The following is a 16,114-nucleotide window of genomic DNA, read 5'->3' as shown; positions in this document are numbered from 1 at the left end:
TCTTATTGAATAGCAATATTATGAGAAGTAATTTTCTAATTTCAGTTTTAGCTGTATTGTTTGTGGCTTCTTTTTTAGGAGCCCAAACAACTGTTGTACCTGATGCTAACTTTGAAGAATACCTAGAGACTCATAATTTAAATGGTGGAGTGGTTGCTGTAGGAGATGATAGTAGTATGGGTGATGGTGTAGCTAATAATGGTTTGGTTTTAACTAATAGAATTAACAATGTTATCTCACTTGTGCTTAATGGTTTGTCAATTAATGACTTAACTGGTATTGAAGATTTTGTTAGTTTAGAAAACCTAATTTGTAATGGCAATAATTTAATAAGTCTTAATATTTCAAATAATATTAATTTAAAATCACTACTCTGTAGTTCTAATCGGCTTACAACTTTAAATATAACTTCGAATACTAATTTAGAAGACCTAGATTGTTCCAATAATCAGATTTCTACACTAAATGTGGGTAACAATCTGTCATTGAAAATTTTAAACTGCTCCAATAATAAAATTTCTGATGTAGATGTTAGTCAAAATGTCGATTTAAATTCTTTAAGAATTTCTAAAAATAGAATAAGTGATTTAGTATTAACTAACAATACAAACTTAGAAAGTCTTTACTGCGCTTCCAACCAAATCTCAACTTTAAACCTATCAACAAACACGAATTTGAAAGTTTTAGATGCCTCAAATAATTTGATTTCGGCATTAGACTTAAGTACTATTAATTCGGTACTTTGTCCAGACCCACAAACCGATCCTGTTACTAGTTGTCAAGGAGGATCTACTATAAATGTATCAAACAATAAACTTACGTCTTTAATTGTTGCAAATGGTTTTAACGATTTAATCACATCATTTAAATCACAAAATAATCCAGATTTATTTTGCGTTCAAGTGGATGCTGACTTTACACCAAATGCCAATTGGACAAAAGATGATTGGACCTATTATGCAGAAACAACGTGTACAGATATTTACACATATGTTCCTGATGATAATTTTGAAGCTTATCTCGAAGCCAACGGATTGGGAGATGGTACTAATGATAACAATTTAGTGTTAACATCAATAATTAGCAGTGAGTTGGCGCTCAATATTTCAAATCAAAATATAGATGATTTAACAGGGATTGAAGATTTTACTGCGTTACAAACACTTAATTGCAGTACCAATAATTTAGATAAAATCAATCTTACTAATAATACAGCTTTAATAAATTTTAATGGTTCAAATAATAACTTATCAAACCTAGATTTAAGCAATAACAATGGTTTAAGTGTTTTAGATATTTCATTCAATTCGTTATCCGATTTAGAAATAAGCAATAATCTTTCTATTACCAATTTAAACTGTTCCAATAACAGCATTCGGTCATTAAACTTAAGTAATCACGCATCTCTAACAGATTTTAACTGTGATTCCAATGCCCTAGAAGTTCTAAATATCCAAAATGGTCAGAATGGAAACCTTGCCAATTTTAGTGCTATCAATAATGTAGACTTATCGTGTATTGAAACAGATACAGGAACTGTCCCAGCCGGTGTAACTTGGACTATTGATGCAACAGCATCTTATGCGGTTAACTGCGGAACGTATGTTCCAGATGATGCTTTTGAGAATTATCTTGAAACCAATGGGTTAGGAGATGGTATAGCAAATAATAATTATGTTTCAACAGCAAGTGCTAATACTTTTACAGGAAGCCTAAATATTGCTGGTTCAGGAATAGCTGATTTAACAGGTATTCAGGATTTTGTAGTCTTAACAGTTTTAAACTGCTCTAATAACAACATTGCTGAACTAAATTTAATTACAAATTCAGCTTTAACAAGTTTAACTTGTAATAATAATACGTTGGAATTTGTTGATATTAGAAATGGAAACAACACTAATTTAACAACCTTTAACGCTACCAATAACACCAATTTGTTTTGTATAAATGTTGATGCTTCGGTCATTGGAAATATTCCAGGAAGCTGGGTTAAAGACCCTATTGCTAGTTATAATGATGATTGTGCAAACAATAGATATACAGCCATTCCCGATAATAATTTTGAACAAGCTCTGATTGATTTGGGAATTGATTCTGGGGTTTTAGATAATCAAGTTTTAACTGCCAATATTGAATATCTAAAGTCATTAAATGTAAGTGGTGAAAATATTGAAAGTCTTGAGGGAATTAAAGCCTTTTTATCATTAACAGAATTAGATTGTAGTAGTAATTACTTAGATGAATTGGATGTTAGTGGTATGGTTAATTTGGAAAATCTTTACTGTGGTTCAAATTATTTTTTAACCAACAATACTGCTAATGCAAACGGCTTGTTAAATACTACAGGAACCATAAGTTTAACAAAATTATTTTGTGCAAATAATAACTTAGCCGATTTAAACATATCATTAAACACCAACCTAGAAGTACTTGATTGTTCAAACAATGATTTGTCGATTTTAGATATTAGCAATAACAATAATTTGACAGAAGTTAATTGTAATAGTAACCAAATAACCAATTTGTTTACGGCAACAGTTAACAACAATTCATTGATTAAATTGAGTTGTTCCAGTAATACCATAAATACGTTATTAGTTACTAACTATTTAGCATTAACAACTTTGAATTGTAGATCAAATACTTTAACTCAACTTGATATAACATCAAATGGGGCTTTAGAAGTTTTAGATTTTTCGGATAATGATTTGACTGATATAAACTTATCTGGCAAAACTAAATTAATAGCAGTTTCTGGGTCGCAAAATGACTTGACTGATGTCGATGATTTACTGTCTCCTGTTCTTGAAAGCTTAATACTGGATAGCAACCAGATTAATCAATTAACTACGGTGTTAACTAATTTATCTGCTATTAAATATTTGTCGATTAGCGACAATCAATTAACTGATTTAAATGCTAGCTCTAATAATAATTTAATTGAACTTAACGTCAGTAACAATCAAATAACAAGTTTACAATTACCAACCAATTTAAATCAACTTAAAACATTTAATTGTAGTAATAACCAAATTACGGGTGATTTCGATTTAACAACTATGGGTATTGCTGCATGTCCAACTCCAAACCAGAATAATCCTTTAGATTTTTGCCCAGATTCTATCACGATTAATGTATCTGGTAATCAGCTAGAATTTGTAAATATTCAAAACGGGATAAATAGTGATATTTTAAATTTTAATTCGTCTAATAACCCAGACCTTAGTTGTGTTCAAGTTGATGACGTAAATAATATTGGTGTAAACTGGTTTAAAGATGCTACAACGGAGTACGGTTTGGATTGTAAATTTGGTCAAACCTACGTACCTGATGATAATTTTGAACAAACCTTAATTACATTTGGTTATGATACTGGTGCCTTGGACGATTATGTACCAACAGCAAACATTGAAGTGATTATTGATTTAGATATTAGCGGAAACAACATAACAGATTTAACTGGGATAGAAGATTTTGCGGCGTTACAGAATTTAGATTTTTCAAACAATGTAATCAGTTCGGTTGATTTAACTCAAAACACGAATTTAATTCAAATTAACTGTTCTAGTAACGCATTAGCTAGCTTAGATTTAAGTAATAATACTAATGTTATTGATGTAAATATCTCTAATAATGCATTTACAGAATTTGATGCGAGTTTAATTCCAATGCTTCAAATTTTTAATTGTGATTCTAATCAAATCATGGATTTGGATTTGCAGCAAAATACTGCACTCACAAGTTTAAGCTGTCAGTCAAACCAATTGGAAAGTTTGAACCTTAAAAATGGTCAAAACCCTAATCTTGCTAATTTAAACGCCCAAAACAATGCAACCTTAACTTGTATAGAAACCGATAACGGAGTTGCGCCTGGGGGAGTTACTTGGTTAAAGGATGCTACGGCAAATTATTCAATGAATTGTCACTATGGAGAAACCTATGTGCCTGATGACGCCTTTGAGCAAGCTCTCATCTCATTAGGGTTTGATTCAGGCACTTTAGATGACTATGTTTTAACGGCAAATATTGAAAACCTTTCTACTTTAAATATTGGTAATCAAAACATTTCAGATTTAACGGGTATTGAAGACTTTTTAGGTTTAACAAATTTTAATTTTGAGGGCAATACGGTTAATAATGTAGATTTAAGTAATAATATATTTTTAGCAAGCTTAAATGCTTCAAGCAATGCAATACCTACGATTGATTTGTCCGCAAATACTAGTCTAGTATCGCTTAATATTTCAAACAATAATATTTCACAAATCAACTTAGATTCTAATACATCCTTAGTGACTTTAAATGTATCAGGGAATATGTTGACTGAACTTAATGTTGATGCTTTAATTAACTTAAGAATATTAAATTGTTCCGAAAATCAACTTAGCGCATTACAAGTAATATTAAACCAAAATTTACAAACACTTTCTTGTCAATCAAATCTTTTTATTAGCGATCAGTTGAATATTCAAAATGGAAATAATGAAAACCTTACCATATTTAATGCAACAAATAATCCAGACCTTTTATGCATTTTGGTTGATGACCCTTTTACAGTCATAACAAACGCAGACGGCTCGTATGATGGTTGGTTTAAAGACTCAACCGCAAACTACCAATCTATCTGTAACGATGCCGATAATGATGGAGTTGCGAATGCGGATGACCAATGCCCAAACACACCTTTTGGCGATTCAGTAGATTTATTTGGGTGCTCTATTTTAAGTTTAACTAATAATAATTTCACGATTTTAATTACTGGCGAAACTTGTTTAAATAACAATAATGGTAAAATTAATATTACTACACTTGAGTATTATAATTATACAGCAACTTTAACTGGCGACGATTTTAATAAAGAATACCATTTTACTAACGAGATTGATATATTAAACTTGCTTGCGGGCAGTTATCAATTATGTATCACCATTGCAGAATTTCCAGAATATGAAAGTTGCTACACCGTTGTAATTACGCAGCCAGAACCTTTAGACGTTTCAACGGGGAAAAGTTCTAATGGAAAAAAGGTTAGTATTGATTTATCAGGAAGTACGAGTTATAACATTGAATTTAATGGGTTAAAGTTTAAAACTACTGATGCTTATATTACATTAAGTTTACAAAATGGTAAGAATAGCATAAAAGTAAGCACAGATTTAGAATGTCAAGGTATTTACGAAGAGAGCATATTGGTATCTGACGATTTGTTTGTTTATCCAAATCCGTTTCAAGAAAAAGTTAATGTCCATTTGGGAAATATCGATAAGGAACACATTAGTATAAGTGTATATTCCTATTTAGGGCAATTGGTGTATAACAAGGCACTTTTAAACTATAAATCTAATACCATTTCTATAGATACCGCTACATTAAATGTGGGGCTATATACGGTATCAGTACAATCAAAAACGTCATTATCAACATTTAAAATTGTAAAAAAATGAAACATGTATTAGTCATAATCTGTTTAGGGTTTTTAGTTTTTGGATGTAGTAAATCTTCGGTTGATGATACAAATCCAGACGGAGAAAATCCAGGTGATGGTGGTATTGATGTTACTGATAAAGCCGTTGCACTATACTTTCCGCAAAAAAATATGTTGTGTAATGAAGGTACCAATTTAACACCCACCGAAAGCACCGTGTTTTTTGAATGGCGAGCAAATGATTCTGAAAATTATAAAATAACCATTGAAAATTTATCGACTGGTGAAATTATTCAGGATGAAACAACCACGGATATTATTCCAATAGTTATAAAACGAGCAACGGCTTACAAATGGTTTGTAGAATCCACGAAAGGAGGAACAGCTCATAAAAGTGAAGTGTGGCAATTTTATAATGCAGGACCAGGAGTACAATCTTATGCACCATTTCCAGCAGTAATTGTCGCTCCAAATATGGCAGAATCTTTGCCAACCACAAGCTCAGTCACTTTACAATGGACAGCTGATGATGTAGATGATGATATTGTTGGGTATGATATTTATTTTAGCACAGATGCAACGCCTAGCATTTTTTCAGCTGATGTTGCTGCAACAGAGCTGAACGTATCTACGGCTTCGAATACAATTTACTATTGGAAAGTGATTACCAAAGATAGCTTTGGAAACACTTCAGATTCGGGCATTCATCAATTTAAAGTGCTATAATTGAAGCCACACACATTAGCTTTTCTTTTTTAACTGTCGTTGTATTTTTTCAATGGCCGATTCAATAGATTTTTCGGGTTCAATAATATTATATTCACCCCAAAACCTCGGGTCTGAAAAACCAGAAGCCTGATCTACTAAAATAGAAGTAGGTCTTAAAATATTTTGCCTGTTATTAGCTAAACTTGTTGTGTTTAATTCCCAATCTGTTATAGCCATTTCACTATTTAAAGTGTACACGCTATTAAATAATTCCCCTTTCCAATTAACCTTAAAAGTTAGCACAATATTACTGTATGCATAATGCCATTTTCCATTTTGTGTTCTATAATTTACTCTATAGGTAGCTTCAGTAGGATAAACATCAACTTTTCTAGGTTTTTTACGAACATATAGCTGGCTTGAAAGCTCTTTGTTTTCAACATTTAAGCTATAAATTGCATTAGTTAGAGCCAAAGTTTCAGCGTCAATATAAAGTTTACCATAGTACAAAGGCTCCGTTATATTTGGTTTTTGTTTAAATTTTACAACAAATACCATCGAACCGTTTATTTGAGTAGATTTATCAAAGCTAAAATCGTATAAGGGAATATTTTCATCTGTAAAAATGTACTCAGGATACTTTATAATATCGGTATAAAGATTAGAAAAGGGACCACCTTGTAGTTTCATTGCTAAGGTATCAAGCCTATTGTAATTCGTATTTTTTCTTGCTTTTACAAGCTGAATAATATCTCTTCTAGAACTTGTATAAGGTTGTTTATGGATTTGCACTACAGCTTCAGAAAGGGATGCATTTTTGCGTCGTTTTTTAATCGTTTCTCTATAAAAAGCTGTCATTAAGGTGTTACTATCATTATAAAGGGTGCTTTTCTTTTTAAGAGTTGCTCTTAGTAAAGCTCTAGCATCTGTATAAGTTTTTATTTGTACAGGATTTAAAACAGTAATAGAAGGAATAAGAATAATTTTCGCATTATTCTCTATGCTTGAAATCTCGAGTTCTTTTTTCTCGTAGCCCAATCGAGAAATCACTAGAAAGTCTTGCATCAAAGAATCGGGAACTTTTAAACTAAATTCGCCATCAGAGTTTGAAACAGTACTGATATTGGTGCCTTTAATAACTAAATCGGTAAATATTAATGGGTCATTTGTTTTGCTATCGATTATAGATCCTTTAATTTCTTTAAAATTCGTAACTTCTTGAGCATTTATATTCAATATAAAACAGAAAGAAAGCAGCAATATAAATGGTATATTTTTCATGATTTCTTAGTTTTTAGTGAGATTTTTGTTTAAAAGATACAAAAAATTGATAATTTAAAGTGTTAAAAAACCAAATATCTGCATCTAATTAATTGTATTTTAACACTTTATATTTTGCTTAATAACGCTTTCAAAAATTGTATTTACAAAAGTATTCTTAACTTATTTTTTAGAATGTTAAAAATCGAATAGCCGTATATTTACATGTTTTTAAATTACAAGATGCATCAACACAGTATACCTTTTTATAAAACAGGCTATTTTTCGTCATTAATTTGTGATTATTTAGATGAAAAAACAGAGTTAAAACCCTTTTATAATAGGTTTCCTAATATTGAGAATTTTAAAAATCAAATTGAAGAAAAGTCTCTTTCTTTTCAACCGCAATCTAGAAGTATTTTAGTTCAAGCACTTAATAGTCAATACAGTAAAATCGAAACTTCTGAAAATACATTACAAAACATTGCGAGTTTAAAACTTGATAATACTTTTACCATTACTACAGGCCATCAGCTAAATTTGTTCACGGGACCTTTGTACTTTTTATACAAAATAGTTTCAGCCATTAATCTGTCTAGAGAATTAAAAACTCAATATCCCGATTATAATTTTGTTCCAGTTTACTGGATGGCGACTGAAGACCATGACTTTGATGAAATTAACTATTTTAACTTTAAAGGGAAAAAAGTACATTGGAACAGAGAAGCATCTGGTGCTGTTGGAGAATTATCAACAGATGGATTAGAAAATGTTTTTAAGCTATTTTCTTTAGATTTAGGGTCTTCACAAAATGCTGAGCGTTTAAAGTCTCTATTTAAAAGTGCTTATTTGGAGCACAAAAATTTAGCAGATGCCACTCTATATTTAGCCAACGAATTGTTTAAGGAGTATGGACTAGTAATTGTTGATGCTAACGATAAAGACTTGAAAAAGCAATTCATTCCTTTTATGGAAGAAGAATTAGCATATCAAATATCCTTTGATGCTGTTTCTAAAACAACTAAACGACTAAACAACTTATCAGATAACTACAAAGTACAGGTAAATCCGCGAGAAATTAATTTGTTTTATTTAAGCAAAAATTTACGTGAGCGCATTGTGTTTGAAGACGACATTTACAAAGTTTTAAACACAGATATTGTATGGAGCAGGAGTGAGATACTAAAACACCTCGATGAGGTTCCAGAACGGTTTTCACCAAATGTCATAATGCGTCCGTTATATCAAGAAGTAATTTTACCTAACCTTTGTTATATTGGAGGTGGAGGAGAGTTAGCGTATTGGTTTCAGTTAAAACAATTTTTTGATGAAGTAAAAATACCTTTCCCCATATTATTATTGCGTAATTCTGCTTTAATTCAATCCGAAAGTCAACACAAAAAACTTGAAAAATTAAATATTTCTGCTGAAGATATTTTTTTAAAACGGGATGCTTTTATTAATAAAAAGGTAAGGGAAATATCTAATATAGACATCGATTTTTCAAGCCAAAAAGAGCATTTAATAAAACAATTTGAAGACTTATATAAATTGGCTGAACAAACCGACAAATCCTTTTTAGGTGCTGTAAAAGCTCAAGAAGTTAAACAGTTAAAGGGATTGGATATCTTAGAAAAACGCTTACTTAAAGCACAAAAAAAAGCTCTGTCAGACCAAGTTTTCAGAATGACAGAACTTCAAAATCAATTGTTTCCTAATGGTAGTTTACAAGAGCGAAACACTAACTTCTCAGAGTTTTACTTAGAATTTGGAGAACAACTCATACCTAAACTCGTTGAATGTTTAGAGCCATTAAAAGGTGAATTTTTAATTTTAACCTTTTAAGTTGTTATTTATTTAAATGCAACACATGCATTACCTTGAAACCTCCAATTAATTATAGTATTATTGGCATTAGCCGTGAAAGTGGTTTTGCAATAATAGGTTTCTTTACGCTCTTCTATTTGGTTTAAATATTCGTTATACCGTTTAGTAATATAGCCGTCGTTAGTGTATAACCATGTGTACATTTTGTTCCCATTTGGCATAGTATAAACATCTGCTGGAGGTCCCCAAGATGTAATAAGGTTGTTAACATCATGTCCCTCCCAAGTTTTTACTCTGTTGGCATAGTTTTTTGAAGAAATACAGGAACTAGAGCATACTGTAATAAAAAGAATTAAGACGGTTTTTATAACTATAGTTTTCATTTTGTGGAATATTAAAAGTTAACAAATAAAGTGGATACTTAATTACGATCTAAATCAAAATCTGGAAATTCTTGCATTGTATTTGCGCAATTTTTTACTTCAAGTTCAGAAAGGGTTGGGCTCAATTTGATTAAAGTGCACCTTGAACATCTTCTTTGATACACATACGAAAAAAGTGTATAGTCACCTGGTTCTAAACTTATGGTTATTGCTTTTGTGGCATCAATAATATAGTCTGGTGCTAAATCACTGTCCAAAATGGCAGATGCCTCTTTATAATCTTCAACAAAGTAAACGTGCCTACTGTAAAAACTTTCGTTGTTTATTAGGGTTAATGTACCCGGGGTATTACATGGCTCTTCCTTGCTACAAGACTGGATTACTATAGAAATACATAATACCAAAAACAAATTGAGATATGTTTTAAATAGAGTTTTCATAATTTTTTAGTTTGAATAGGTTATAAATTCTTCTTGACATGTGTAAATGTCCATTTCTAGACTACTATCTACAACATTCCATTGACCAGTATTGGTCTTATATCTTAAATAGAGCGTGTAAGGTCCTTCAGGTAAAGTAATTGTTTTTTTACCTTGAGCATTTATAATATAATCCCCATCTCTATCAGAACGCTCTACACTTGAAGCGTTTTCGTAAACATGTAGTTGATAAGAGCGATTGTTGTTGGTTATAGTAAGCCAACCGTTTCCATCGCAAGTTTCTTGGCCTTCTACAGAACAGGAAGTAAAGTTTGCAACTAATGCAATTTGTAATATTAAAATAAATACAGGTAATACTTTTTGTTTTACTTGAGTTTTCATAATACATTATTTTGTGGATTAATGTTTAGTTTTTGGAGTTTCTTGCCTCTGGTTTTGTCTGCAGCCATAACCAGCGCAAGACTCCACAAAACTTGTTTGTCAACTTAATGACAACACAAACCTATATCCTTGATTTTGTTAATAAAAATTTCAATGGGGTACAAAGGGGGTACACCTTTTAACTTTAGTGTTTAAAAGGGTTTTGAGACGTTGTGTGAAATAAATTAAATAGCTAAAACAGCGTTTTCAAGCGAATCTTGAGGGGTTAAATCCATTTTTTTTCTGAGACGTTGTCTTGCTTTTTTAACCCCGTCGGCAGAAATATTTAAAATAGTGGCAATTTCTTTTGATGACATATTCATTTTAATAAGTGCCATAAATCGAAGTTCATTTTTGGTGACTTCGGGGTATTTTAACTTCACATTAGAACTGAAATCCTTATGTACTTGCTCAAAGTACTGGGTAAAGTTTTCCCAATTCTTATCATCCTGCTGATCAAAATTTATGGTCTTTATGAGGTCCTGATAGCCTTTACTCTCTTTTGAATTCGCCTTTAATGTTTTAGCCTGTTGTTTTAAATTTTCTAAAACTTCGTTCTTTTTAGCTAAGTGCAAAGCATGAGTAGTGAGTTCTTTCTTTTTAAAATCTAGTTCCGCTTTAACACGTTCTTTTTCCAAACGATTGCGCTTCATTTTTTGACGTATGGCGTAAAGCCCTAAACCAAAAAGTAGTAAGGAAAGCACCAGACCACCCCCCAAAAGTATTTTTTGTAATTTATTTATCCTAGCTTCCTGTTCCAGAAGGGAAATGGCGGTTTCTTGTTGTGCAATTTGTAATTCCTTTTTTTCGGTTTCATAGATTGCTTTAAGCTTTTCTATTTCCTTTGCTTTTTCAATATGGTACAAACTATCTTGTATCATTTTAAAGGTCGTAAAATCTTCTAATGCAGGACCATAAGATCTTCCTTTTTTATATATGTTGGACCGTAATTCATACGAAAGGGAAAGCATATTTGGCAGCTTAACCGAATCCGCCAGCTTAATGGCATCATTGGCATATTTCATAGCCATCTGCATGTTGTTCTGCTTATAATAAAAATCACTTATTTGATAAGAAGCAAGAATAACATCCATGATACGGTCATTTTTCTCCCCAAAATCCATAGCAGTTCTTAAATAATTTAATGCCTTATTTGGTTGGTTTAACTGCATATGCGTTTTGCCCAACTCTAAGAGTGTTAAGCCTTCAATCGTTGGTGATGGTATTTTTCGAGCCAATTGAAGCGCCTCATTGAAGTTTTTTTCAGCTTGGTCATAGGCCTTAAGATTATAATAATTAGTGCCTATGTGCTTAAGGCTTTGAGCCAAATATTCAAGGTCGTTTTCTTCCTCATAAATTGCTTTGGCTTCATACTGGTACTTATTAGCGCTTTCATAATTGCCTAATTCATATTCTATCCGCCCAATTTCAGAAAAAGTATCGGCTCTTTCCAGCTTAAAATAAGGATCTGTTAAAAGCTTTAAAGCGCTAAAGCAATAGTCGAGCGCTTTTTCGAGATCTCCTTTTTCTCTCAGGATAAAGCCAAGAAATTTATAAGATACCCCAACATTGGAGGAATCTTTGTTCGCTCTGGCGATACTGATGTTTTTTTGGGTTAGTTCCATGGCAAGAACATGATTTCCACTTTCAAGAGCCAAAGTAGCAAAAGCACTATTCACCAGAGATTCTCCTTTGCTGTAGCCCTTAGTTTCAAATATTGTCTTGGCTTTTTTAAAGTATATCACAGCTGAATCTTTTTGTCCTAATATTCTATAGCTGACCCCGATATTGTAGTTTGCATAACCAATTTCCTCTGTTTCTTTCAATTTAGTTGCCAAATTAAGCATGTCTAAAGCATATTTTTTAGCTGATTTCACATCGTTATATAATGTTGCATAGTGTAGCCTGTCAAGTATGTAGACCTTATCCGCGTTATCTGACAGGTTATTATAAACATTTAGTAAACTGTCAATTTCGTGATTGGTTTGAGAAAATAATGTTAAAGGAACTAGGGAAAGTATTAAAAAGACCTTTTTCATGAATCAACGGGTTGGTGTTTGATAAAAATACCGTTTTATTCGTTTTAAATCAAGTTACAATAAACTTTCTGGCTTAATGAAAAAAAGACTGAGCTTATATGCACAGTCTTTTTCTAACTAACTCAAAAAAAAAAATTTAAAACTTAGTCCCATTGTTTTTGAGTGGTGCTTAATCCTTGATAGAAAAACACCCAATTATCTCTGAATACTGCACTACTAAGATCACTATGATCACCTTGTATGTTGGCAGTTACTTTATCAACGGCACTTGTTGAAGAAACTGAATTGGCTCCATTAATTCCACCAGGTGCTGTGTAAAAACATATGAAACCAGGTGCTTCGGTTGGCGTATTATTGCCTTTAAAGAGATAATGAAGACTGCCTCCACTTTCTTGGTTATTCGTAGGAAGATTGCTTCCAAAATCCATATAACCTTTCGTGGCACTTGTAGTTGAAACTTTTACTTTGGCTCCAGTACCAGTACCGGAGTTTGGTTTAAACTTAAATGCAAATAATAGACTATTGGAAGGCATACTTGGTTGAGTGGTATTAGCTCTAATCCATCCAGATGATCCGGAGAATAAACCAGGACTGCTATTATATTCTGCATCAGTAGTACCAACTTTATGGACTTCATTTAGATTATCCGCTAGTATATTGTATTCTGTTTCAGTTATGGCAATCCAATCTCCATTACTGGCAGTTTCGTAGGCAGGTTTTGAGTCTGAAAGCAAAAAATATATATCATCTATGTTGTTTAAGGTAACATTTACAAGAGCAATAGATTCTGCACCAGCTTCAGAAGCAACAACTACGGCTTGAAGTGTTGTGTTGATTTCAAAATCAAAAAGAGAGGCATCAGCGACGGTAACTTCTCCTGTTTGGGGGTTTATCGCAAAAGCTCCATTTGGGTTTTGTGAAATTATTGAAAAGGTGCCTGAAATGTTGGTAGAAATAGTTCCTATGGATGCTCCAGTTTCTGGATTTTCATCCATAGTTTTGTTAAGGTCATTAGCACTTATCACGGTCGGTACTTCATCTTTGCTACACGATGAAATTATAATTAGCAAGCCTAATAGTAATACTTTAATTAAATTGTTTTGTGGTTTCATAATGTATGGTTTTAATATATTAAGTTTAAATCTTCACAACTAGATAGGTCGAGTTCCTTATTTTCGGCTAAAGTTGACCATGAAACGAAGCATCTCGAACCATCTTCATTACAGCCACCTGTAAATAATCTTATATGTGTTGTGTAATTTCCAGCGGGTAGACTAATAGTTCCTTTTGAACTTGGTTCAACAATTAAATCACCTGGAGTGTTTGATGCTTTAGGACTACTTTTGTAAAAGTGTAAACGGTATTTAGCATTGGTATTTTCGATTATTACATTACCCGTGTTATCGGTAGAGCAACCTTCCTCTTTACTACATGAAATATTTAATGCTATTAAAATTGCAAAAAATGTTAATTTTGATAAAGTTTTCATAATACATTGTTTTGTGGTTAATATTTTGTTTTTGTAGCGCTTGCTACTGGTTATATCTGCAGCCTAAACCAGTGCAAGACACCACAAAACTGTATGGTCAAATTAATGACTATACAAACCTAATGTATTGATATTGTGTATCTTAATTTTGTCAGTAGACAAACTATGGACATAAAAATTTATGGCATGGACAAATGGTGGACACCCTGCGTGGAAAGCTATTTTTCTATAGGTTAAGTACTAAGTCTTGTAGCGAATCTTCGGTAGTAATACCTAGTTTTTTGCGAAGCCTGTAGCGTGCTTTTTTAATACCTTCTTGCGATATATTTAAAATATTGGCAATTTCTTTTGATGATAAATTCATTTTCAATAATGCCATAAGCCTAAGTTCATTGGGAGTTACCGCTGGGAATTGCTGTTTTACATTACTGTTAAAATCTTTGTGCACTTCTTCAAAGTACTTGCTGAAGTTCTCCCAATTGTTATCGTCTTTCAAATCAAAGTTAATGGTTCTTATTAATTGATTAAATCCTTTTGTGCTATTCTCAGAAGATTTAAATGCTTTAGCTTGCTGTTTTAAACTCTCTAATACTTCATTCTTTTTTGCAAGATGAAGCGCGTGCGTTGTGAGTTCTTTCTTTTTAAAATCAAGCTCTAGATCTAATTTTTCTCTTTCAATTTTACTGCGTTTTAATTTTTGTCTTACGGCATAAAATGCAATTAGAGATAGTAAAAAACCAATACCGAATAGGATTTTGTAAAGGTTGTCGATTTCTCCTTTTTGTTTTAAAAGGTCTATTTCATTTTTCTGAAGTAAAATTTGCTGCTCCTTTTTCTCAGTTTCGTATTGTGTTTTTAATTCATCAATTTGTTTTGCAATGTTTTGATTGTAAATACTATCATGAAAAATTTGATATTGTCTTTGATCATCCAAAGCACCCTTTAAATTGCCGATTTTTTCATATGCTTTTGATCGATTACGGTAGCCATCTTCAAGTAAATCAATCAACCCCATGGAATCTGCTAGCCTAATGGCTTCAGAATGATTATGAATTGCTCTATTAAAATCGCCACTCCTGTAGGATGCATCTCCAATTTCATTAAAACTAATGATAAGGTTATTGTTAGAACCGATTCTCTTCGTTATTTCATGCGTTTCAAGTAAAAGCTCCAAGGCTTTTTTATGATTCCCTCGCTTTGAGAAAATACCAGCCATATTTGAAAGGTTGCTCGCTATAAAATCATCACGATTCATTTTTTTAGATAAAACCAAACTCGCTTCATAGCACTCTAAAGATTTGTCAAGATTATCCATATACCAGTATAAATTACCCAGTTCAATATACATGGTCGCTATCCAAAACACATTATTTAATTTTTTAAAAGCTTCTAAAGACTCCGTTAAAGGATGTAGCGCTTCTTCATAATTACCTCTAAGCATTTCAATCCTACCTATGTCCCCGAGAGCTATGGCTTTACCAACTTTATTTTCAGGTTTAATCGTGTCTAGTACTCGAGATGCATTGAGCGCCTCTTCCATAGCCAATTTAAAATCACCAGTATCCATATAAATGGTAGATTTTCGCTGAATATTATCAACCATATGAGGACCATGTTTTAAGGCTGTAGCTACTTTTAAACCATCATCTGCTAATTTTAGCGCTGTTTTAAAATCGCCTTGAATAGTTTCAAAGATGGCATATTCATTTAATGCAAACCATAGGTTTTTTTTATCATCAAAATCAGAAAGTGTTTTTGCTGACTTTTTAAAATAATATCTCGTAGAATCCAAATCAGGAACAAACCTGTAATAATAAGCCAAATTAAGGTACCCCAAACCTTCACCGGTTTTGTAATTTATTTTTTTTGAAAGTGCTAATCCTAATTTAGCATGTTTAAATGCTTCTTCAGGCTTTTTGTGTTTAAATGCGTGATATAACTTTTGGCTTGTTTTTACTTTTTCAATACCCTCAGGTTGATTATCAAATGCGGTTAAAAGGCTATCTAGTTTTTTATCATTTTGAGAGGATAAAATAATTGGAAATATTAGCAATATAAGTTTAAAAAATATCAGTTTCATCAATAAATTACTTGTTTTTGATAAAAATACCTATAATTATCAG

The 16,114-nt window shown here is 32.0% G+C and carries 11 protein-coding genes; 3 read left to right on the top strand and 8 right to left on the bottom strand.

Going from position 1 to position 16,114, the window contains the following annotated elements; all coding sequences use genetic code 11:
* The first annotated feature begins 20 nt into the window (after positions 1–20).
* Both L3X39_RS06300 and L3X39_RS06295 read left to right on the top strand, forming a co-directional pair.
* The gene (locus tag L3X39_RS06300) at positions 21–5,444 is read left to right on the top strand and encodes a T9SS type A sorting domain-containing protein (RefSeq protein WP_237230928.1); all 5,424 of its coding nucleotides are present in this window, start codon (positions 21–23) and stop codon (positions 5,442–5,444) included.
* Positions 5,441–6,151, top strand: coding sequence for a hypothetical protein (locus L3X39_RS06295; protein WP_237230927.1), 711 nt, complete (start codon positions 5,441–5,443; stop codon positions 6,149–6,151). Before L3X39_RS06300 ends, L3X39_RS06295 begins: the two co-directional genes overlap by 4 nt.
* Before the next feature lie 15 nt (positions 6,152–6,166).
* Here L3X39_RS06295 and L3X39_RS06290 read toward each other — a convergent pair whose 3' ends face one another.
* Positions 6,167–7,414 (bottom strand): carboxypeptidase-like regulatory domain-containing protein, encoded by a 1,248-nt coding sequence (locus L3X39_RS06290; protein WP_237230926.1) that lies wholly within the window; start codon positions 7,412–7,414, stop codon positions 6,167–6,169.
* 222 nt (positions 7,415–7,636) lie between these two features.
* On the opposite strand from L3X39_RS06290, the gene bshC reads away from it, so the two are divergent.
* Positions 7,637–9,238, top strand: a complete 1,602-nt coding sequence (gene bshC / locus L3X39_RS06285; protein WP_237230925.1) for a bacillithiol biosynthesis cysteine-adding enzyme BshC — start codon at positions 7,637–7,639, stop codon at positions 9,236–9,238.
* Positions 9,239–9,246: 8 nt separating this feature from the next.
* Here bshC and L3X39_RS06280 read toward each other — a convergent pair whose 3' ends face one another.
* The 7 genes from L3X39_RS06280 to L3X39_RS06250 all read right to left on the bottom strand — a co-directional run bounded on the left by L3X39_RS06280 (position 9,247) and on the right by L3X39_RS06250 (position 16,071).
* Positions 9,247–9,603: a hypothetical protein gene (locus L3X39_RS06280; protein WP_237230924.1), complete on the bottom strand. Its 357-nt coding sequence runs from the start codon at positions 9,601–9,603 to the stop codon at positions 9,247–9,249.
* Positions 9,604–9,641: 38 nt separating this feature from the next.
* Positions 9,642–10,043 (bottom strand): hypothetical protein, encoded by a 402-nt coding sequence (locus L3X39_RS06275; RefSeq protein WP_237230923.1) that lies wholly within the window; start codon positions 10,041–10,043, stop codon positions 9,642–9,644.
* A 6-nt stretch (positions 10,044–10,049) separates the two neighbouring features.
* Complete coding sequence (locus L3X39_RS06270) at positions 10,050–10,424, bottom strand: hypothetical protein (protein ID WP_237230922.1); 375 nt, start codon at positions 10,422–10,424, stop codon at positions 10,050–10,052.
* 224 nt (positions 10,425–10,648) lie between these two features.
* Positions 10,649–12,502: a tetratricopeptide repeat protein gene (locus L3X39_RS06265; protein ID WP_237230921.1), complete on the bottom strand. Its 1,854-nt coding sequence runs from the start codon at positions 12,500–12,502 to the stop codon at positions 10,649–10,651.
* A 143-nt stretch (positions 12,503–12,645) separates the two neighbouring features.
* Positions 12,646–13,614 carry a cadherin repeat domain-containing protein gene (locus L3X39_RS06260; RefSeq protein ID WP_237230920.1) on the bottom strand — a complete coding sequence of 323 codons (969 nt, stop codon included), beginning with the start codon at positions 13,612–13,614 and terminating at the stop codon, positions 12,646–12,648.
* A gap of 11 nt (positions 13,615–13,625) precedes the next feature.
* A complete protein-coding gene (locus tag L3X39_RS06255; protein WP_237230919.1) occupies positions 13,626–13,991 on the bottom strand; it encodes a hypothetical protein in 366 nt (121 codons plus the stop codon).
* A gap of 226 nt (positions 13,992–14,217) precedes the next feature.
* The gene (locus tag L3X39_RS06250; protein ID WP_237230918.1) at positions 14,218–16,071 is read right to left on the bottom strand and encodes a tetratricopeptide repeat protein; all 1,854 of its coding nucleotides are present in this window, start codon (positions 16,069–16,071) and stop codon (positions 14,218–14,220) included.
* Positions 16,072–16,114 lie beyond the last annotated feature (43 nt).

The sequence above is a fragment of the Flaviramulus multivorans genome (assembly GCF_021728415.1).
Classification (GTDB): Bacteria; Bacteroidota; Bacteroidia; order Flavobacteriales; family Flavobacteriaceae; genus Sabulilitoribacter; species Sabulilitoribacter multivorans.
This window is presented reverse-complemented; position numbering and strand designations above follow the sequence as displayed.